The 20,663-nt window shown below is 67.5% G+C and carries 20 protein-coding genes; 15 read left to right on the forward strand and 5 right to left on the reverse strand.

From position 1 onward, the window contains the following. Nucleotides 1–229: 229 nt before the first annotated feature. Nucleotides 230–442, reverse strand: a complete 213-nt coding sequence (locus ACWCP0_RS40325; protein WP_383360907.1) for a hypothetical protein — start codon at nucleotides 440–442, stop codon at nucleotides 230–232. 325 nt (nucleotides 443–767) lie between these two features. On the opposite strand from ACWCP0_RS40325, the gene ACWCP0_RS40330 reads away from it, so the two are divergent. The 6 genes from ACWCP0_RS40330 (at nucleotide 768) to ACWCP0_RS40355 (ending at nucleotide 6,570) form a co-directional block, all read left to right on the forward strand. Continuing rightward, nucleotides 768–974 (forward strand): dehydrogenase, encoded by a 207-nt coding sequence (locus ACWCP0_RS40330; protein ID WP_451083695.1) that lies wholly within the window; start codon nucleotides 768–770, stop codon nucleotides 972–974. 388 nt (nucleotides 975–1,362) lie between these two features. Then, nucleotides 1,363–1,629 (forward strand): ribbon-helix-helix domain-containing protein, encoded by a 267-nt coding sequence (locus tag ACWCP0_RS40335; RefSeq protein ID WP_189469023.1) that lies wholly within the window; start codon nucleotides 1,363–1,365, stop codon nucleotides 1,627–1,629. Continuing rightward, nucleotides 1,626–2,072 (forward strand): hypothetical protein, encoded by a 447-nt coding sequence (locus ACWCP0_RS40340; protein WP_451083696.1) that lies wholly within the window; start codon nucleotides 1,626–1,628, stop codon nucleotides 2,070–2,072. The genes ACWCP0_RS40335 and ACWCP0_RS40340 overlap by 4 nt, the downstream gene beginning before the upstream one ends. An 800-nt stretch (nucleotides 2,073–2,872) precedes the next feature. Then, nucleotides 2,873–5,140, forward strand: coding sequence for an N-6 DNA methylase (locus tag ACWCP0_RS40345; RefSeq protein WP_451083697.1), 2,268 nt, complete (start codon nucleotides 2,873–2,875; stop codon nucleotides 5,138–5,140). 41 nt (nucleotides 5,141–5,181) lie between these two features. Beyond that, entirely contained in the window at nucleotides 5,182–5,397 is a 216-nt protein-coding gene (locus ACWCP0_RS40350; protein WP_451083698.1) for a hypothetical protein, read from the forward strand. Nucleotides 5,398–6,279: 882 nt separating this feature from the next. Next, entirely contained in the window at nucleotides 6,280–6,570 is a 291-nt protein-coding gene (locus ACWCP0_RS40355; RefSeq protein ID WP_451083699.1) for a hypothetical protein, read from the forward strand. A 539-nt stretch (nucleotides 6,571–7,109) separates the two neighbouring features. On the opposite strand, the gene ACWCP0_RS40360 is transcribed toward ACWCP0_RS40355, so the two are convergent. Beyond that, nucleotides 7,110–8,447, reverse strand: a complete 1,338-nt coding sequence (locus ACWCP0_RS40360; protein ID WP_451083700.1) for a YncE family protein — start codon at nucleotides 8,445–8,447, stop codon at nucleotides 7,110–7,112. A gap of 411 nt (nucleotides 8,448–8,858) precedes the next feature. Here ACWCP0_RS40360 and ACWCP0_RS40365 point away from each other — a divergent pair, with 411 nt between their 5' ends. The 3 genes from ACWCP0_RS40365 to ACWCP0_RS40375 all read left to right on the forward strand — a co-directional run bounded on the left by ACWCP0_RS40365 (nucleotide 8,859) and on the right by ACWCP0_RS40375 (nucleotide 12,115). Further along, complete coding sequence (locus ACWCP0_RS40365) at nucleotides 8,859–9,458, forward strand: hypothetical protein (protein ID WP_451083701.1); 600 nt, start codon at nucleotides 8,859–8,861, stop codon at nucleotides 9,456–9,458. Between the two features lie 1,180 nt (nucleotides 9,459–10,638). Beyond that, nucleotides 10,639–11,133 (forward strand): hypothetical protein, encoded by a 495-nt coding sequence (locus ACWCP0_RS40370; protein WP_451083702.1) that lies wholly within the window; start codon nucleotides 10,639–10,641, stop codon nucleotides 11,131–11,133. Nucleotides 11,134–11,356: 223 nt separating this feature from the next. Next, nucleotides 11,357–12,115 carry a hypothetical protein gene (locus ACWCP0_RS40375; protein ID WP_451083703.1) on the forward strand — a complete coding sequence of 253 codons (759 nt, stop codon included), beginning with the start codon at nucleotides 11,357–11,359 and terminating at the stop codon, nucleotides 12,113–12,115. Between the two features lie 474 nt (nucleotides 12,116–12,589). On the opposite strand, the gene ACWCP0_RS40380 is transcribed toward ACWCP0_RS40375, so the two are convergent. From ACWCP0_RS40380 to ACWCP0_RS40390, 3 genes are all read right to left on the reverse strand, one after another. Continuing rightward, a complete protein-coding gene (locus ACWCP0_RS40380) occupies nucleotides 12,590–12,844 on the reverse strand; it encodes a DUF2180 family protein (protein WP_451083704.1) in 255 nt (84 codons plus the stop codon). Nucleotides 12,845–13,012: 168 nt separating this feature from the next. Next, on the reverse strand, nucleotides 13,013–13,486 hold the full coding sequence (locus ACWCP0_RS40385) for a VOC family protein (protein ID WP_451083705.1): 474 nt from the start codon (nucleotides 13,484–13,486) through the stop codon (nucleotides 13,013–13,015). A gap of 342 nt (nucleotides 13,487–13,828) precedes the next feature. Further along, nucleotides 13,829–14,812 (reverse strand): LysR family transcriptional regulator, encoded by a 984-nt coding sequence (locus ACWCP0_RS40390; protein ID WP_451083706.1) that lies wholly within the window; start codon nucleotides 14,810–14,812, stop codon nucleotides 13,829–13,831. Between the two features lie 256 nt (nucleotides 14,813–15,068). On the opposite strand from ACWCP0_RS40390, the gene ACWCP0_RS40395 reads away from it, so the two are divergent. From ACWCP0_RS40395 to ACWCP0_RS40420, 6 genes are all read left to right on the forward strand, one after another. Then, nucleotides 15,069–15,857, forward strand: coding sequence for an SDR family NAD(P)-dependent oxidoreductase (locus ACWCP0_RS40395; RefSeq protein ID WP_451083707.1), 789 nt, complete (start codon nucleotides 15,069–15,071; stop codon nucleotides 15,855–15,857). Nucleotides 15,858–15,902: 45 nt separating this feature from the next. Then, nucleotides 15,903–16,250: a carboxymuconolactone decarboxylase family protein gene (locus ACWCP0_RS40400; RefSeq protein WP_451083708.1), complete on the forward strand. Its 348-nt coding sequence runs from the start codon at nucleotides 15,903–15,905 to the stop codon at nucleotides 16,248–16,250. Nucleotides 16,251–16,820: 570 nt separating this feature from the next. After that, nucleotides 16,821–17,615: an alpha/beta hydrolase fold domain-containing protein gene (locus ACWCP0_RS40405; protein ID WP_451083709.1), complete on the forward strand. Its 795-nt coding sequence runs from the start codon at nucleotides 16,821–16,823 to the stop codon at nucleotides 17,613–17,615. Nucleotides 17,616–18,149: 534 nt separating this feature from the next. Further along, complete coding sequence (locus ACWCP0_RS40410) at nucleotides 18,150–18,845, forward strand: hypothetical protein (protein ID WP_451083710.1); 696 nt, start codon at nucleotides 18,150–18,152, stop codon at nucleotides 18,843–18,845. A 5-nt stretch (nucleotides 18,846–18,850) separates the two neighbouring features. Further along, on the forward strand, nucleotides 18,851–19,549 hold the full coding sequence (locus ACWCP0_RS40415) for a DedA family protein (protein ID WP_451083711.1): 699 nt from the start codon (nucleotides 18,851–18,853) through the stop codon (nucleotides 19,547–19,549). A gap of 6 nt (nucleotides 19,550–19,555) precedes the next feature. Beyond that, on the forward strand, nucleotides 19,556–20,663 hold a 1,108-nt coding region (locus tag ACWCP0_RS40420; protein WP_451083712.1), incomplete at its 3' end, for a PEP/pyruvate-binding domain-containing protein.

Consider the following 20,663-nt stretch of genomic DNA (forward strand, 5'->3'; position numbering starts at 1 on the left):
TGGGCGCTGCTGCGTGACGGACGGGTCTTCACCGCCGCCCCACCGGTCACGCAAGCGGCTTGACTTCGTCATTGAGACTCCCGCCCAAAGCCGCTCCCGCCGACCTCATCGGGCCCGTGTGCGATCGTCACGTTGAGCCGTCAGCCGAGGGGGAACGCTCGCGAGGGAGCGCCCCGCAACGCGTGGCTGCGGGGCGCCGATCCACTTTCACAACGGGCCCTGGTGGGGTTTAGTCGACCGTCTGCCCGTCGTACATACCGCCCCTGCAGGTCGGGAGCACGGGCGTCGACCGATCGATCGTTCCGCCGCCGTCCGTGCACTCACCCGGGGTGACGCTGGCCGGGGTGACGCTGCCGGCGGTGGCGGTGGCGGCGCCTGTGAGGCCGAGTCCGGCGAGGGCTGCCGTGGCGAAGACTGCGGCGAGGATTCGTCGAATGCGCATTTGGTTCGCCTTTCACAGATTGCCTCGGTTGGGGCACTAGCCAGCTTGATCTTCACCCATATGGGTGGCACGTTATGTTGGGCCATTCGGGTGACAGTGTTGTCGGGTGCGGGGTCGGTGACGCGACCCGTCAGAGCGGATGGAAGCCCGTGCCACATCCGTGCCAGAAAGAGCGGATCCCAGCGGTCAAGAGCAGTCAAGCGCGACGCCTCGCGATTAATCACCAGAGGCCGTTTGCGCTGGTCAGCGTCAACCCCCTCCGTGACGGCCCGGTGATTCCCAAGCTCAGGGCTTCAGGCTGCACGGAGAAAGCTACGGTGTGAGGGTGTCAGCCGATGCCGCGCCCACCTGCCCCCAGCGCGAAAGCCCGCTGAGGGCTGGCTCGATGGTGCTCTGTCACCGCGAGGACGACGACCGGCGCACCTGCCGTATGGTCTGGGGCTGCTCCAACGAGCACGTCTGGTGGAAGTGGGCCGACCGACCGCGGGCCCCACTGGAGCCCTGCCCGTATCCGGATCTGCTCGACGGGTGACATCCACGTCTGACATCAACGGCGATGGACTTCAGCAGCCTTGAGACGCCTGCCGCGACCGACGCATCTCCTGGTCTGTATGGCGGGCACGCCATTTGATCGAACTCCTAAAGCGGGTGTCGCAGGTTCGAATCCTGCCGGGGGCACAACGCGTTACCGCCCTGACCTGGGGTTTCTCCCCCAGGGAGGGCTCCTACTCGGCCTCGGACTCCTCGTCCGGGGCCGTTTGCGTGAGCGGGCGGATCGCCAAGCACCCACGCGCACCGCAAGGTCTCTACGCCCGTCACGCCCTGGCTCCGACTTCCCGGGCAAAGCGTGAAGCGGCTGCCGAGGATGGCGGCAGCCGAGGCACCCACCCACAACACACAAGACATGGCATACTTGAAGTATGGCAACTCGGAAGATCACTATCACCGTGCCGGAAGAGCTGGTGGAATCGATCAAGGAACGGGTCGATGCGCGCGGGGTGTCCAGTTACATTGCGGCCGCCGCCGCTCATCAGGACGCCATGGACCGACTGCGCGAGCTGGCTGAACGCCTCGAAGAAGAGCACGGCGCCGTGACGGATGACGAGCAGCAAGCAGCGCTGGACCGTATCGCCGAGATTGACGGCTGGCACGACGAGCAGCACTCGCATTCAGACGAGGCCGCGTGAACCGCACCACCCGAGCGAAAATGCACCGGCAGCGACAGCGCGTCTTCGTGTTCGACTCCGAGGCCCTCTCCAAGGCGGTTCACGGCGATCGGGAGATGGCCGCGCTGATCAAAACGGCTCCGCGGCTCGACATCCCGATCGTCACGTCGGCGCTCACGACATTGGAAGCATGGGACCCTCGCGAAACGTCGAAGCAGGCGCTGTGGAACTGGACGCTGTCCCGGATCCGCGTCGTGCACACGGACGACCAGGTGATCGCCATGGCGCGCGACATGCTGAAGGCAGCCGGTCTGCATGGTCACAAGTACGCCATCGACGCCATCCTGGCGGCTGTGGCAGGGCGGGAAGCCGTGCAAGGAGCTGAGGCAACCGTCTTCACGTCCGACACCGACGACATGACTCAACTTCTCGCGGGACACTCCGTGCGAGTCGAGAAGGTCTGACGAAACGCCGCCCGCACCTCACTCCGACGACTCGCCGGCTCCCCCGACTGACCTCTGGCCGTACGCCGATGGGATCCTCCGTTACCTGTGGTCAAGCCGATCGCCGGGACGAAGAAGCCACGCGCTCTCCACAAGCCGCGGGGACAGGAGGACACCGGCCCGGAACCAGCCGTCACCGGCCTCGCCGAGGATAGTGGACAGTCGGTCGCGCCGCCGTTACCCCGCAGGCGGCTCCGCGTTGTTGACGGAGGCGATCAGATACGGATCGATCTGAAGCCAGAAGGCGTCACCGTCCCGTTGGACCGCTCCGTCGAATCCCATCGCAGCAGCATGACGCATCCATGATCATCCGACGTGGACGAGGCAGCGCCTTGCCTGGCAGGGCGGCACACACGCGCGCGTGAGCGAACAGGCTCGCCCCAACACCCTCTTCAAACGGTGAGCGGCGAGCAATGTCTCTGAGATAGCGACTAGAGCACCGCCACAGGGCCAACGATCCACCAACACCCGTAGCCCTAACAGCCTTGGAGAGGATTGCGCACTCCAGGTGCGCAGTTGCTCAGCGCGGCCGCGCACTTCTAGGCTCACTCTCCATCAACCATTTCTCATGGCGCAGTTGAGGGGGCCCCGAGCTCATGTCGTACCCGCCGACCGGTGAGGATCCGTTGCTCGGACGAGCGCAGATTGCCACGCTCGCAGGCGTAGGCCGACCAACCGTAACGGCCTGGGAAAAACAGGAGACCGACTTTCCCTCTCCTCGGCGCTCCAACGGACAGGACTACTTCCGGCAGTCGGAAATCATGGACTGGCTGGACCGACGGCCGGTGCCGTCCGGGCGGCTCGTCGAAGGGGAGCCCGTCGGCACCACCTACGGGGACCGTGCCAGGCAGGGGCAAGGAGCCGACGCCGCGCGGCACCGTCTTGGCACCGGGTCGTCGTACCGCATGCCGACCGGCGCTGTCGATGAGCCCCGCCCCGAGAACCGGCGGATCGTAGCCGATCTGATGGGCAGCCTCGTCGACCGCGTACGGGGGGCGGCCAGCGTGCTGGACTATCTGAACCTGCTTCTCTGCCTCCACTATCTCCGCGGCGCTGCCCCGGACCGCTTCGACACATTGGCCGCCCGCGCCCGCGCCCTCAGCAGTCTCGACGAGGCAGCCCAGTTGCTCCGGGACGTCGGCCGCCTGGCCGACGAGGACATGCGTGGCCTCGGTGTCCATTCGAGCATGCAGGAAGCATTGGAGCGCCTGGAGCCACGAACTGCTCGTGACCTTCGCAATGTCGTGGATGCGATGAGCCGCCTCACCGAGGACGTATTCGGGCTGATCCTCGACGAGTACGAGCAACGAGCCGCGCTGGGCAGCGGCGAATTCTTCACTCCTCGCCCTGTGGTCCGGCTGATGACGCGGCTGGCCTGCTCAGAATTCGGTCCCGGGGAACCGGAGTCCGTCTACGACCCCTACGCCCGCGACGGCGGGTTCCTCATCGAGGCGATGGCCGCCTGCGCCTTGGACAAGGACGGTCTGCCGCGCAAAGAGACGTTGCTGACGTACGGCGAGACCCGGCGCGCCGACACGTGGCGACTGGCGACCATGAATCTCCTCCTTCATGGTGCCTCCCCGGCTCTCGACCTCAAGCGCACAGCCCCCTGGCACGACGGCCCGGCGCGGGCCCCGTTGGAGTCGTTCGACATCGTGCTCACCAACCCACCGTTCAACATGAGCGACCCCGGCCGCGAAGAACGCCGCGAGGGGCAGTGGGCATACGGGGCTCCGCCGCTCGACAACGACAACCTTGCCTGGGTCCAGCACTGCCTGGCCACGCTGCGCGAGCGGGGCCGAGCCGGGATCATCATGCCCAACAAGGCAGGCAACTCCGGTCACAAGGCCGAGCAGACCATCCGGCGAAATCTGGTGGAGAGCGGAGTCGTCGACTGTGTCATCGCCCTGCCGGCCCAGTTGTTCACCAGCACCGCCGTACCCGTCTCGGTATGGATACTGCGCCACCCCGACAACCCGTGCGACAACACACTTTTCCTCGACGCACGGCACATGGGATCGAAGAACGGCTCGCGCCGGGTCCTCAGCGCCCTGGACGCCGAATCTCTACTCGACGCCTACCGCGCTCACAGGAGCATGGGCGCGGCCGCTCCTCCCCCCGGTCCGACGACTGCGGAACCACACGTACCCGCCGCCTTGGTATCTCGGGAAGAACTGCGGCGCAACGGCTACTCGCTCAACCCACTTGACCATGTCGAACGCCAAAGTGGCGGAAGGGACGGCTTCGAGCACGAGTTCGTGTCCGCCCAGGAGCGACTGATCAACGCCGAGAAGCACCTACGGGACATACAGGATGCTGCCGCCCGGCTGCCGTTCGTCGGGGACCATGGACCGCTGCTCCGGAGGAACCAGCCGACATCCACGGCCAACCTGGACTCACTGTGCGAGATTCAGGCCGGACCGTCCTATTCCGTGCTCGGCAAGAAGCAGCGCAGCGCCAACGGCCCGGTTCCTGTGGTGTTCCCACGGCATCTGAAGGACCGGCGCATCAACGACGGGGCGGATGAGCGGGTGACGGAGGAGACGGCCCGTCGCCTGAGGAACTTCGAGCTGCGGCACAGGGACATTGTGTGTGTCCGCTCCGGTGCGATCGTTCCGCCGGCGCTGGTGCAGCAGCATCAGGCCGGCTGGCTGATGAGCCCCAATGTCATCCGGCTCCGTGTGCCCGAGGGACAGGAGGACCGGGTGCTGCCGGAATACCTGTTCCACTACCTGTGCCTGGACGAGTCCGTCGCCTGGATGCGGGACCGGGCCGCGGCCACCGCAGCCCCGTCTCTCCGGTCCGAATCTCTCGGATCGCTGCAGATTCCGCTGCCGAGCCTGGTCGAGCAGCAAGAAATCGTAGCCGCGCTGAACGGCCTTGACGAGCTGGACCGCGCGCATCTGGCTGTCGCTGCCTCAGTACGGCACAGCCGCATCGCCCTGACCGGTGCGCTCCTGGGCCAGTCTTCGGAACCCGCCCCTGGTACCTCCCCCCGCCACCGATTCGAGAAAGAAGCGATGCTGTGAATACCCGGCGCAAACCGTCTGCTCCGACGACCCAGCCCACGTTGGCCGACGAGCCCACGAACAGTGCCTGGATCCCCTGGCTGGTGGTCATGGTGTTGTCCTCTGCCCTCGTCGCGGTGTGCGTCGGATTCCTCAAGGTCATCGACGGCGCCCCGGTTTCCGGAGCCCTGCTCTCGGCAGGTGCAGCGTTCGGAGGAACCGCGCTGCTCTGTCTGGCCGTGGTACCCGTGGTGCAACAGCTGCGTCAGCGCGGCTAGTCAGCCCTTGTAGATCTTGCTGGGCTCGCGTGCGCTAATGCCCGCGCCACCGTATGCGAGAGGCACGCCGACGCGTGAGCGGTGCGTGAGCGGACCGTCCGGCACGACGTGCCACGAGCGGGATTGAGCGCAAGGCCGCGTGACGCTGACCAGGTGGAATAACTCCACGCGGCAGTCTCCGACACCACCCGGCAGGATTCGATCCCACTCCTAAAGCGGGTGTCGCAGGTTCGAATCCTGCCGGGGGCACAGCGCTAAGGGCCAGTTCAGAGGGTTAATCCCCTCGAACTGGCCCTTTCGCATGATCGCGGCCGTGCCACACACGTGCCAGATGGCACGGAAGTTGCTGTGGCGCAGTCGGCCACCCTGGGGCCCGAGGAAGACGTGGCCATCCCTGCCGGCACCCGCGTACCGCTCCAGGTGTTCGGTCACATCAGCCAGGATCTCGACCGGGAAGGCGTGATCGTGGAGCCTCACCGAAGGCTGAGCCGTGACGAGGCGATATCTCTCGTGCAGCGCCTCATGAACGCTACGGCCGATGAGGCGGAGGAAGACGAGATCTTGGCCGCCCTCGAGCGCGGACTGAGATGCCCCCACATCAGCGACTACATCTGGTACGCATCGTGTGCGCGGACCTCAGGGCCGAGTGGGTGGCCAGCGCCAGCGTCTGAGGCGTGCCCCTCGCATGACCGATCCGGTGGGGTCGAGGGGGGAGCCACGGGGAGGTGCGGAGCAACCATCGCGTCCTCGCAGGTCAGCGGACATGCAGGTCAGCCTCGGTCCACATACGGGATCTTCCAAACAGGTGCTCCCGGACCCGGGCAGCGGCGTTGGTTGCGGGTGGGTGTTGACACGCCGCAGGTCGCGAACGACGGTCGCAACATGAACGCTGCGCGGCCAAGCCGCAGTCATGACGACGCCTGGACAGAGATGCTTACTCTCTGCGGGCCGCCGCATCAGGACTCCTGGGCCGAGGCCATGTGGCCTGTGGTACAGGCGGCAGCCCGCGATGAGCTGTTCCGGTCGATGTATCCGTGGCTCGCTATGCACCAGCTGTACGTGTCGAAGTTCGACGAAATGCGGGACCGGTTCGAGCCCTTTCCCAGGATCGCGGCTCGCAGCGACCAATACGTGGTGATCGCCTACCCTCTGTTGCCCTGGCAGCTCGTCTGACGCGCGAGGCCTTGGCGAGCGACTCGGGCAGCATCTGACGGCAGTCTGACGGCAACGTCAGCGAACGCCACGGTACACAGCGGTGAGTGACGGGGTGTCAGCCTTGGTCGTTGTCGGCACGAAGCGAGCTCAAGGCCGCCCGATCAACTCGCCTGAAAAGCGGAAGGTCGACCCATGCCCCCATGCCCGCTGCGTGCCCGGTGCGGCGGCATCTGCCGGGGACTCACGGGGAACAGCGGCGCTGTAGGCGCTCCCGCGCAGGTCAGGGACTTGCCAGGTCAGGCCGAAGGCGCATACGGGTCTTCCAAACTGGTGCTCCAAGCCCGTCGCGTCAGGGCTTCACCGGGCGATGGAGACTTCATCGTCCTACGTTGACAGCCTCTGGCGGAGGGCTCCCTGTCCACTCGGTGGGTACTGACAGTCGAAGCCCATCCCACGAAGGCGGCCCGGCCGGCCTCGGGCGTCGCATGGCACAGCTACTGAGGTCAAAGGCCCCGTACCTGGCTGGTTCGGGGCCTTTGGTGGGGTGCTCAGGATGGCTACTTGGTGATCGTCACCGTCGCCTGGGTAGTTGCGGGCATGTGCTGGCCGTCGCCCTTGTAGGTGGCGGTGTAGGTGATGTCACCCGTCTCGCGCGGGCGTTCCGTGAACGTGAACTCGCCCGTCGCTGTGGAGACGGGGAAGGTGCCGACCGGAGTGCCGGTCGGCTGTTCCGCGTCCGTGCGGGTCACTTCCACCGTCGTGCCTGCTGGGAAGGGCTCCGCTGCCCACAGCTGTCCGGTGACGGTCAGGTCCTTGCCCTTGCGCAAGGTTGCGGGAGCCTGGAGGCTGAGGGTGGTGTCCAGCTTGCCGGCGTCCGGGAGGACGTGGAGCGTGGGGGCGCTGCCGTAGGAGAAGCCGGTGATTGCGAAGAGGCGGTTCTCGTCCGGGGCCCAGGCGAGGCCGTCGCGCTGGAGGTCGTTCACGACGTACTCGCGAAACGCCGGCCAAGTGGAACCCGGGCGGTAGGTCTTCACGAAGTCGCCGTCTGCGCCCGTCGCCACCGTTCCGTCGGCCGCCACGGCCACCGCGTTCGGGAACTGCCAGCTCGAGTGGTAGCCGTTCGACGACAGGTCCGACAGGCGGACGATCTGATGATCGGACGGGTTGTTCGCCGCGATGACGATGTTCTGGCCGTCCGCCGTCACCGCGAAGTCGTTGAGGTACGAGATCGACGGCGACGAGGAGAAGGAGCGCTCGGCGCGCTTCTGCAGGCCGCCGGCCGCTGTGTCGTAGACCGCCAGGGTGACCGGGCTGACGCCCTCCTCGCCCGCCACCAGGACGTTCGGGTCGGCAGGGGACGAAGCCAGTGCCGGGGCGTAGTACCAGTACCGACCGCTCGGGACGAGCGTCGCCGCCGGGGCCGGAGAGGCCACGTCGAGCGAGCCGATGCCGCCGCTGCTGCCGACCGTGTAGCCGAACCACAGCTTGCCGCCCGCCATCGCCAGGCTCTGGGGCGAGGTGTCCGCGCCGGTCGGGTAGCGGTTGGTCTCGGTGAGGGTGACGGTGTCGATTTCGGCGATCGCGCCGACCGTCGACAGGGCCACGTACAGCTTGCTGGAATCCGCCGAGAGCACGAGGCCCGCGGCCCCCTCCTCGGCGGTGATCTGCTGAACAACCGCGCCCGTGTAGTCGGTGACGACGATGCTGCCGCCAGTCGGGTCGCTGACGAACACCCGGTCATGCACTCCGTCGACGACGATGTCCCGGAACGACGCGCTGGGCAGCGCCACGCTCGTCTCCTCGGCCGTGGCCGTCACTGCCCCCGCCCCGATCAGGGTCAGCGAGCCGATCAGTGCCGCTGCCACCGCGACGGCGGTGCGTTTGTGGATGCGCAAGTGAACAAACCCTCCTCGAGTTGGGACGGCCGTTTTCGACCTCCCAGTAGGGGAGCGCAGGGCGGTGGACCTGTATCACTGTGAGGTCGCCCACACCTCGCGCGTCGCTTGGTGGTCGGCTCCGGAAGCCCTTCGGGAGTTGATCATGCTGTTGGTCGGGCGGAGGATTCTTCATGGTGATCGGTGGTGTGCGCCGGTCGAGTCCGGCCAGCAGATCGTCCAGGTCGGAGGTGGTGAACTTCCACTGGAATCGGGCGGGGAGCCACGGGGAACAGAAGTGGCTGGCAGTGGCCACAGACCGCGTCCGTCCATGTCGTCCTGCCGCAGGTCAGAGCCCCACCCGCCCCACACCTCGCTCCTAATCCAGGGCGTTTCCTCTGGATCACCGGTGGGCCATCTAGGATCGTCGCCGTGGGGGCGGATATCGACGGTGTGGTCGAGGTACGTGAGCCCGGCGGTCGTTGGGAGACCGAGCTCGATCTGCTGGACTTCGGGCTCGTGCGCCAGCGTTTCGCCTGGGAGTGTCTCTTCGGCAATGGTGGGGGCCTCGGTGTGGCACGGGCGCTGTTCGACCAACGGGGAGTTCCGAACGACGCCGCGGAGCCGGTCCCGAAGACGTGCGGTGACCTGCACCACAGCCACTCGTACGCCACCTGGGCCGAGATCGCGACGGTCAACTGGGACGAGCCTCTTTGCGACGGTCCCGACTGGAACCGCATCGGCGAATGGCGGCCGGGCCCGGACGGCGAGCTCGCCCTGCACAACGTGGTCTGGACGCCGATCGAGGTACTCGACGCGGCGGAAGAGATCTTCGGCGAGGATCTGATGCCACCGGAATGGCCACAGGGCGGCGAGGTCCCCCTGAACGGCGCCGTGTACCGCCCCGTGGTCCTCACGTCCCGGATGTTCGCCCCGCCGGACGGCAGCTGGGGTCCGGTATGGGCCGCGATGCGGGAACTGGCAACCGTCCACGGGGACGAGAACGTCCGTCTGGTGGTCTGGTTCGGCTGAGCCCGCGGCACCACGAGGCGATCCGAATGAAACGCCCTAGGTGCATGTCAGGACGATGCCTCCGGCGAGGGCGCTCAGGCTCCGGGATGGAGGGGGTCCGTGGGCGTCTGCGGGCAGCGCCGTGGTGAAGGTGGAGGGCTCCCATCCCGTCTGCCATCGACCCAGGCGGAGCCGAGCAGAAGACGGGGCAGCTGCGGGATGCCACGACCAGAACGGTCCCTGACCGCCTTGCCTGGTCAGGGACCGTTCACCTGCGGTGGGTGTGGGATTTGAACCCACGGTGACCTCGCTGCCACGACGGATTTCAAGACTGTCCGCCAGCAGCGGTCAGCGGCTCAGGCCGTGCTTGTGCAGCGCGGCCGATGCCCGGAAGCGGATGCGCCCACACTGCTCACGATCTTCCTCGGAAGTGTCCTCAGAGCAGCAGCAGTGAGATGCAAGCCGACGAAGATCCTCGGAGTCCAGCCACAGTGAGACACGTCCCCTGGCCCTCTCGGCTTGCGGATCCGTCGGCTTGATGTCAGGCATGAGCCGCAGCCTAAGGGCTGTCCCGTAACCATCATGCGGAGCTATAGCGAGGAATCACGCACACGCGCCTCGCCGTCTCCCCGTAGGTCATGCCGAAGGAGACCCGTCTGCCTTCGAGGCTGATGCCGGTGAACTCGATGCCGTGCGCGCGGCTCCACTGCGATCAGCGACAGGACTCGGTGCCGTACTGAGCGGAGAGTTCCAGGCGATCGCCGAACTTGAGGTCTTCGGCGGGTACATCGACGTTCACGCGGGGATCGTATGGCTTGCCAAGCTGCGGTCTCGCCCGGATTCTCGAGTATCAGCCGTCCAGCCTGGCCCCCAAGAACTGTCCAGGACTGCTGGTCATGGTTACGGGACAGCCTCTAGCCGTGCCCGTTGCGTGCCCGATCCTGCGGGACACAGCGGGGACTCCCCGGGAACAGCGGCGCCGATCGCGCGCCGACCCAGGTCAAGAAGTTGCCAGGTCAGCCGCCATCCGCATACGCCGTCTTCCGAACAAGTGCTCCAGGACCCAGTGGAGCGCTGACTGGACGATTGAGACTCCGCCAACCTCGGCTGGCAGCGGTACCGAGCTGGACTCAGCCACTGAGACTCCACCGACCTTGATCTTTCTCTGCTCGTAGAGTCAGTCTTCTGCTAGGAAGCTGTCATGGAAGCAGCGCTGGTCGGACTTGCGGGCACAACGGTGGGAGCGGTGACTGGCTTTGCGGGCGCATGGCTTGCTCAGCGCGGACAGGTACGGATCCAGCAGGAACAACGAGCACATGCGGAACAGGTGCGCTGGCTAGATGACAAGAAGGGCCTGTACAGGGACCTCTTGATCAGGCTCTACGGCTGGCATGACTCGCTGGCCTCCATCCTGAAGGGTGAAGACGACGGGAAGCTGTTCGACAACCGGTCGACCGCTTACAAGTGGATCGTCGAGGCGTCTCTCATATCTGGCGACGAGGTTCGTTCGGCTGTGAGTGACGTGCACCGTGCCCTGCTTCACGCCCAGACGGTGATCTTCGACGACTCCTCAACGGCGGACGGGTGGCCACTCCAGGGTGTGGAGGATGGCCTTTCAGGGCTGGAGGACGCGCTGCGGGCCGAACTGGCTATGCCGGCGCGCGTAGGTTCGCGACCCCGGCTGGGCCGTCGTTGAGGAGCTACGACGTGCCACAACCGCGCCAGATCGGGCGGGAGCCACGGGGAACTGCGGTGGCTGGCAGCGTCAACAGTCAGCATCCACGAAGTCGTCCTGCCGCGGGTCAGGGCCCAACTCGCCCCACCTCGCTCCTAAAGCGGGTGTCACAGGTTCGAATCCTGCCGGGGGCACAGTGTTTGACCAGCGCGTTTACCTCACCGAGGTAAACGCGCTGTTTTTCGTGGCCACGGCATTGGCCAACGAACAGGTTCCGTTGTCATGGCGAACACGACATCCAAGCGACGTCAGCGCGGCAGCACCGGGCCCCACGGGGACGGCTTCCAGGTCCGGGTCTACGCCGGTCGAGACCCCGCTTACGAGGAAAGACATCCGCCTCGTCGAGCAGGCCAAGACCGCTGCTGAGGCCGAGAAGATCCGCACCAGGCTCCTCCACCAGGTGGACGAGGAGCGGCACCCCAGGACCCAGGTGACGATGTCGTTCCTGCTGGACCGCCGGCTCGGGGTGGCCGAGTTCGACGTCGATACGTGGTACGAGCGGGCCGTGGGCATCATCCGCAACTACCTCAAGCCCACCTTCGGCAACCTCAAGGCCGGGAAGCTCACCGCCGAGATGCTGGAGCTCTTCTACGCCCGCCTGCGCCAGTGCCAGGAGCAGTGCGGGGGCCGCCGCAACGGCAGTACCGCCCCCGAGACGAAGCAGAAGCATGTCTGTGTGCCACTCGCCGCGAGCACCGTCCGCAAGATTCACTTCATCCTGCGGCCGGCACTCAACCGCGGCCTACGCTGGGGCTACGTGACAACGAACGTCGCCGCCCTCGCCGAGCCGCCCTCCCAGCCGCAGCCGAACCCACCCACTCCCGAGGAAGCGGCTCTCGTTCTCAACCCTGCCCGGCAACAGGACCTGGACTGGGGCGCGTTCTTGTTCATGACGATGGTCACCGGCTCGCGCCGCGGCGAGATGTGCGCCCTGCGCTGGTAGGACATCAATCTCGACCGCCTCGAACTGTTCGTGAAGCACTACGACAACGGCCGCCGCCTCAAGGACACCAAGACCCATCAGCGGCGTCGGCAAGCCATCGACGTCACCCCACGCGCGGTCCTGCTCGCTCACCGCGCCCGCGCGGTTCACCAGCATGCGGCCGGTGCCCGTCGCGACGGGAACGGCCGGAAGGAGCCGCCCGGCGGCATCCGTACAGCGCCCGATGACCACGGCCTGGGCCGGTCCAGGGGTGGCTGGACGACCAAGATTCATGGGGTGTGCGCGCAGGGACAGCGGCCGTCATCGCTTCTGATCGCCGCCGGTCAGCGTGGTGACAGCCCTCAGTTCGTGGCCGTCCTGGAAGCCATCCACGTGCCTCGGCTCGGTCGTCCCCGCATACGCCCTTTGCGGGTGCGGGCGGACAAGGCGCCGAGTGCCGGCCCGCGCGGACGGTGGGTGACCCGTGCGGGGCACTCAGGCAGCACCGGCGGCCGCACGCTCCGCTGTATAGCAGACGTCGCACGTCAGTCGTCTGGCTTCGGGCCTGGGCGGGGGGTTGGGCACGCCAGGAAGCGGATCGCTGGTGACATGCAGATGCGTGCGGCACATCCCGGCCCCGCACCGGGCGCAAGCGGCTACAGCGACAGCCTGTACCGGTCGAAGCGCGTTGGTAGCGCAGTCATAGCAGTTCATGGCGACCGGCCTTTCCGGACTGTAAAGCCTTGCCATACAGACGAGACTTGCTGTGATTCCCCCACCCCTAACAGTTGAACATGCGAGCGAATCGACCTGTGCGGTGGAGGCGCCACCCAAGCGATGGCTGGGAAAGAGTCCTCCACTGGGCCCGGCCGACACCGCTGGATCGTCGAACGTACTCCTTGGGTGCCAGGCATGGTGTCACCGGCCAGGCTGGCGTTCCGTGATCTCCTGAAGTACCCAGCCGTTGCCGTCCGGGTCGCTGAAGGTGGCGTAGGAGGCATAGGAGGTGCGGTCGGGGTGTGGGCCGGAAATCCGCTCCTGGCCTGCGCCGCGGTGGACGGCGTCTCCGGCCTCGTGGCCGTGGTGGAGAAGCCCTCCGGCGTCGTGGAACACCTCGCTCACCTTGATGCCGCGGCCGACGAGCTCCGTGCGGGCCTGCTCGACGTCCGAGACGATGAGGTACAGGCCCTGGGTCGAGCCGGGGGCGGCGGAGATCATTCCCTTGCCGAAGATGATGGAGCACTCGGAGCCGGGCGGCGTGAAGTGCACCAATCGGTAGTCGTCACTGAACGTGTTGTCGACGTCCAGCCGGAATCCCACCGCCTCGTAGAAACTCTTGGCCCGATCGACGTCGGAGACCGACAGCACGATGACTTCGAGCTTCAGATCCATCTTTTCACTCACCTTCATCGATTCGGGTTCCGCGTGCGTTGTCGACCGAGCAGGTGGAGGGGCACTCGATGCGTCACCTGTCGAAATGCATGGCGATGACGTCCCCCCGTCGACGCGTCACAGCCGGCGAGGCTGAGGATGCCCAAAATGAGGCATCACCACTGGTAAGGAGGCCTCAGAAGGCGCCCTAAAGGCGCCCTTCCAGCGTGCCTCCAGCATGGCTGGTGCGCATTCTGAGGAACGGCCCCGTCCTTCCGTTCTCGCCGGGCATTGCTCGGGCTGCTGTACCGAGCCGGATAGCGTCCTGAGGAGTGGTGTAGCGGGTAACGCCCCGTGGCACTGTCAACCTGGTTGGTGAGCCGCGCCTTCATCCCCTATGCGCGCGAGTCCGGCGGCCGCACCTGGCTGATCTCCCGCCCCTCGGGATGCCGTGTCGCGCCCGACCAGTGCGGCCTCTCCGGTCACGGTGAGAGCCGTGACCAATTCCTCCAGGTCGGCTCCGAGAGGGGTGTCGCAGTCCCAGACGGCCTCGTAGGCGATCTCGACGGGTGCCCCGGCCTGGAGGAGGGGGCGGCAGCTCGTGTGCTCGTGTGTGATCTTGGAGCGAGGCAGGAGTGCCGCACCCAGACCTATCGCCGCCCACTCGTCCACCGCCCGGAAGCTGGCGGCTTCGCCAGGGTAGGCACGCAGCGCCACGTCGTGGTTGTGGAAGAGTTCGGTGGTGAAGGTGGTCAGTCCGCAGGTGGGGGGCCCGAGGATGTAGGCGGCGTCCGCTACGGCCTTGAGTTCGACCGGGCTGTCGTCCCCGGAGGCGGCGGGGTCGATCACGACCACCGGTTCACGGGCGATGACGCGGTGCCGGAACGTGTGCATGCCGGCCACGGCGGGGACCAGGACGATGTCCAGGCGACCTGCTTGGAGGTCGCTGCTCAGGGGCTCGAGGTCCGCTTCCCGCAGGACCAGGTCGCGTGGACGCTCCAGGGTGCGGGCGGCCCGGAACGCCCGGGCGACCAGGTCGGCCCCGATCAGGGGGGACACGCCCATGCGGATCGCTTCGGTGACCGGACGGGCCAGCCGCTGGGTCTCGGCGAGAAGCGTGTCGAGGTCGTCGAGGACGTGGTCGATCAGGGGCAAAATCCGTGCGCCTTGTGCGGTGGGCTTGACCCCGCGCGGTGAGCGGTCGAAGAGCTTCACACCGAGCTCCTCCTCCAGCCGGGCGACGCCGCTCGACAGGGCCGGCTGCGTCACCCCGTAAGCCCGCGCGGCGGCACTGAAGGACTTCGTCCGGGAGACGGCCTGGGCATAGCGCAACGCCTCGATGTTCACGACTCTCTCCTCTACGCAATAGCCACCCGTTATACCCACATTCGCCCTGATCCTCTACCGGAGCCGCGTGGAGCGCCCTACAGTCTGAGGCGTTCCCCGGACATTCGGGAACCGGTCAGACGCGAGGCCCCGGGCCGTCGCCCGAGCCAACCCCCTGAGGTTCATCCGGCACTCACCCTGACTACCCAATGTCCGATATGTGGAGTTTTGCACATCCCTACAAACGCGCACAGAGCGCGCATCAAGGAGCACCCGCATGCCTAGCATCACCCTCGATTTCACCGGGCAGAAGGTCATCGTGATCGGCGGTACCAGCGGTATGGGGCTGGCCTCCGCCCGCTGTGTCCTCGAGGGCGGAGGCAGCGCCGTCGTCACCGGCCGGTCCGAGAAGAGCGCTGCGGAGGCGGTGGCCGACCTGGCCCGGTACGGAGACGTCGTCGGTCTGGCCGCCGACCTGTTCGACCACGCCGCCGTGGACCGCCTGCGCGGCATCCTGACCGAGCAGCACGCCGACGCCACCCTCCTCGTCAACGCCGCCGGGATCTTCGAGCCGAAGTCCTTCCTGGAGCACACCCAGGAGGACTACGACCGCTACCAGGCCATCACCCGGGCCTTCTACTTCGTGACCCAGACCGTCGCCGGCAACATCATCGCCCGCGGCAGCAAGGGAGCCGTCGTCAACATCGGAGGCATGCTGGCGCACCAGGCCATGGCTGCCACCCCGTCCTCCGCCTACTCCGTGGCCAAGGCCGGCCTGCACTCCCTCACCCAGCACCTGGCCATGGAACTGGCCCCCTACGGCATCCGGGTCAACACCGTGGCCCCCGCCGTGGTCCGCACCCCGATCTACGAGGCGTTCATCCCCAAGGACGAAATCGACTCCGCGCTCGACGCGTTCAACACCTTCCACCCCCTCGGCCGTGTCGGCGAACCGGACGATGTCGCTCCCACCGTCGCCTTCCTCCTGTCCGACCAGGCCGACTGGGTCACCGGCGCCACCTGGGACGTCGACGGCGGCGTCAGGGCCGGACGCAACAAGTACTGACCGGCCGTCACTCCGGCCCCCGAGGCCCCGTCACAGGAGCGCACGTTGTCCTACCACGAGCACACCGACCACCAGTACGCCAAGCACATCCGCACCGGCGCCCCGGAGGCCTTCAAGGCGTTCATGGCCTGGGACAACCAGGTACTGCGCGGCAGCAACAACGCCATCCCGCCCAAGCACACCGAACTCATGGCGGTGGCCGTGGCACTGACCACCCAGTGCGCGTACTGCATCGAGGCACACACCAAGGCCGCGCACTCCGCGGGCGCGACCCAGCAGGAACTGGCGGAAACCATCATGATCGCCGCGGCGCTGCGCGCGGGCGGCGGCTATGCCCACGGCTTCATGGCCATGAAGTTCTTCGACCAGGCCGAGAAGAGTGGCACCCACTGAGGGCCTCTCCCCACTCAATTCGAGCAGGTGGAGGGCGAGGACAGCCTTGACCAGGTCGATGACCCGGTTGTGCTGCGGCGGAGCTTGCACAGGAGGAGTCAGGGCAGAGCATGTGTCGGAGGAGTGTCGTGGACAGCAGGAAAGAGAGGGCGGGACTCAGTGTCACTGAGTCCCGCCCTCTTCTGTCAGCATCCGCCTGGTCAGCGCTTGATGAAGCAGGGAAGGTTTCATCCCGCCGTCTCAACATCTTGGCTTCGTCGGCCGCGCTCATGCGACAGCGACGCTGTAGGCGCGGGCGGACATCGCCACCTTTGCAGGGACCAGGCAACCGGCTGAGGTGGCCCGTCCACCGAGTCACGGTGATCGTCCTTGGTGATGCGGCTGCTGTGCCTGGTTGTGCAGGACTGCTGCCCGGCTGTCGCCAAGAGCGTCTTGCCTGGCGCCTGTCGGCTCTGCGTACCGCTCCGCCGTCCGTGTGCGAGCCTCGGTCATTCGTACCAGCAACTGTTCCTAGTGCGGTCTGAGTTGGAGCACCGCAGGGGCTACCGCCGTGAGTGCAGCCCGGACCTTTTGGACCTTGCGCTCGACATCGCCGCGGAGACGGTCGGCGTCGATGTTCTGCTGCTTCAGCACTGCCGGGGCCGGCGGCTCCCGCGCCAGGTCCGACACCATGCTGTCCGGCCGCGACTGGCCGAGGAACCGGGCGAAGGCGCGGACAGCGCGCTGCGTGAGCTCCTTTCGTTTCGAGCCGCGCCGAGTTGGGCCCGAGTCTGCTCATCCTCAAGGGCTGCCAGCGGGAGCCAGATGTGGTTCTGCTTCTTCGCGCGGGTGATGCCGGGGCAGTGGCGAACGCGTTCGCGCCGTGTCCGTACATCAGCGACGCTCGTCCCCGCCGTGCCCGGCATGCCCACCCTGCGGCACCGTGTCATCGCCCGTGAACCGGTGGTCGTGATCGACCCCGCGGCCACGATCGACAGCCCGGTCGAGCTTGAGGCCGTAGCGGGCGCCGCCTGCATCCTCGGGCCCCAACCTGCGGACCGACCACCTTCACCACCCGCCGCGGACTTGTCCGGTCTGCCGCCGGCGTATGTGAACGTGGCACAGTTCGGTCCCCTGCGCGACGAGGGCATCGAGTACGCGCGCCGACTGGCACGGTCGAACGTTCCGGTGGAGCTGCACCTGTTCCCCGGCACCTTCCACAGTTCGGCCATGGCCGCGGACACCGCCGTCTCCCCAGCGGATGCCGGCAGAGACGGTCGCCGTGCTGCGCGGCGCCCTCTGAAGGCAGGCGCCATCCGGGCGCAGGATGGTCGCGGTCGCGTTGCCGGCCCGGTCCGTCGCGGGACCGTGAGCGCCGAGCCATAGGCACCCGTTATATCCGTATTACTCGTGATCCCCTACCGGAGCCGCGCGGAGCCGTCTACGGTCCCTTCCAAGAATGCTTGCGATTCGCAAGTCAGGGGACTTGCAAGCGTCGATGCGGTTGCGCCGCACGTCAGCGCACCCGCGACCAGGCGCCGGCGCCGGTCACCGCCGGTCGAACCACCTGCACAAAGACGATCACACCGGATACTTGCTTGCCGGAGCAAGTATCTTGATATGGTTGATCCATCAACTACACCGACTAACCGAAGAGCTCACCATGGGAACTGACACCGCGACCGCGACGGCCACCGCCTTCGCATCGCACCGCTCGACCGGCCAGGCACATCGCTCAAAAGGAACCGGGCCGCTCTCCCACCGCACAGGTACATCCATGCAGCACTTCAGCGGCGCGTCCGCGGTCGCGGGCATCGGGCGGCTCCTGGCGCCGCAGCGTCTCACCCGATGCGCCGCTCGTATCCGAACCGGCATCTACCGCACCGTTGTTGAGCTCGGGCGGCACCGTTGAAGTCCGCGATGCGTGCCCCACACACGCGGTCGGTGGCCGTGAAGCGGACGTTGCGCCACGCAGGCACGGGAGCGGCGGCGCTCGCCCTCCTTTACGCGGCCCTCATCGCGCTCTTCCCCGGCGACCGAAACCACCTCGGCCTGCTGGAGTCGGCGCACGCCTTCTCACAGATCCACGCCATCGCCCCCTTGGCCCTGATGGCACTGAGCCTGCTCTGGCTGGCCCACCGGCATACCGCGGTCTACGCCCGCGCGGCCATCGCGTTGCTGCTGTCCATCACGGCCGGCCTCGTCTTCGCCGAAACCGTGTCCCTGCGCGGACTGCCGACGCCCGAGGGGTCTGTCGTCCGTGACTACGTGGCGCTGCCCGGAGCCCTCGCGGGCTGGTACCTGCTGATGGGACTGGCACTGGCCGCCGTCCTGTCGGCCGTGCGGGCGCGCATCGCCGTGATGGTGGTGGCTCTGTCCGCGGTGGCGACGTCCGTGCTGACCGCCGACCACCAGATGCACGGCGCGGCATGGGCCGCGGGTGTGCCCCTCGTTGCGTGGTACGTGGCAGGAGGTCTCCAGCGGCCCCGGACACGCGGTCGCGGGCCTGCGGACGCCTGGGAGCCCGAAGGCCGGGTCGTGCCGTTCCGGCCTCGTGACGGGGCGACGCGGCAACGGCCGGCCACCGTCTCCGTGCCGCTGCGGAAGACGGGCTGACGACCTTGGACATCGATGGTTTCATCGAGGCGGCCGGATGGTGGTCCTACGCTGTCGTGTTCGCCGCGACAGCCAGTGAGACCAGCGCCTTCATCGGGCTGCTGGTCCCCGGGGAGACCGTCATCCTCCTCGCATCCGCCATCGCGGGCCGAGGCGACCTCAACGTCCTGATCCTGGCCGCCGCCGTCGTGACCGGGGGGATCACCGGCGACAACCTGGGCTATGCGCTGGGCCGTCGGTGCGCGCGTCATCCCGGCAGACGGCGCTCACGCAGGGCCGGCCGCCATCACCTGCACGGGCGGGCCCAGGCCTTCCTGGGGCGTCACGGTGGCGCGGCGGTGTTCACCGGCCGGTTCATCGGTTTCGTGCGGACCTTCCTTCCCTACGCCGCCGGCGCGTCGGGCGTGCCGTACCGCCGCTTTGTCGTCCACAGCACCGCCGCGTCGCTGGTCTGGGGCATCGGCAATGTGCTGCTCGGCTACTTCGCCGGGGCGGCGGCCGTCGAGTTCCTGCACTCGGCCGGGCCGATCGGCATCGCCGTGTTCGCCACCGTGACCGTGGTGGCCTACGGCGTCGCAAGGCTCCGCAGACGCCGCGGACGCCGCCTCGTCGCGCCCACCCCGTCCAGGGTCGTGGCGTACGGCGAGGCCAAGCGGGCCTCCGATCAAGGGCCGGCACACGCTTTCACGCATTCACAGGAGTAGTGACCCATGTCAATCGACGATCTCGAACTGGCGGTCGTACCGCTGGACGCCCCTGAGGCCCAGGACCCGAATCTCACCGGCGCCAAGGCCGCGCACCTGGCCCGCGCCGCAGTGGCAGGGCTGCCCGTGCTGCCCGGCTTCGTACTGGTGCCCGCGGAGCGGGCGCCCGAGGCCCCCACCGGACGCAAAGCGGTGCACGGCGCCTGGCAGACGCTGGCCGGCGCACACGGTTCCGCGCGTGCGCTCGTCGTGCGCTCCTCCTCCGTGTACGAGGACACCGAGTACTCGTCGATGGCGGGGCGCTTCGAATCGGTGCTCGACGCGCGGGGCTGGGAGGAGTTCACCGCGGCAGTGCGCACCGTGCTCGGTTCCGCCCGGCAGGTACGGCCCCTGCGGCAGTCCCCGAATGCCCTGCCGGGCGACGGGATGGCCGTGCTGGTCCAGCCCATGCTCAGGTCGGCCGTGGGAGGCGTGATGTTCGGCGCCGACCCGGTCGAGGGGCGTACCGACCGCATCCTGGTCAGCGCGGTACGCGGCGGCCCGGACCAACTGGTCGACGGCAGTACCCAAGGAGTGCGCTACCAACTGACCAGGCGTGGCCGGCTCGTGGGGGCCGAACCGGCCGAAGCCCGCGACGACCGGCTGCTCCCGCACCGGCGTATCGCACCTCTGGTGGCGCTGGCCAAGAAGAGCGAGCGGGTCTTCGGCAGCCCGCAGGACATGGAGTTCGGCTTCGACGCCCAGGAGCGCCTGTGGCTTTTCCAGGCTCGGCCCATCACGGCCATGGCCGCGCGCCCGCCCCGCGGCGCACGGCTGCTGGGCCCCGGCCCTGTCGCCGAAACCCTCCCTTCCGTTCTCCAGCCGCTGGAGGAGGATCTGTGGGTGACACCGATGTCCCACGGCCTGACCGTGGCCCTTGACGTCGCCGGAGCGGCATCCCGGCGCCGGCTGCGCAAGGTGCCGGTGGTGACCACCGTGCAGGGTCGTGCCGTGGCCGATCTGCGGCTGTTGGGTGCGGTACCCCGTTATGTTTTTCGCGGTCCTGCAAGAGGACCGCTGGCCTCCGGGCCCGGCATGACTGTTGCCCCCTGTCGATCGGATGACCTGGGGGGTG

It is taken from the genome of Streptomyces sp. NPDC001970, assembly GCF_053594115.1.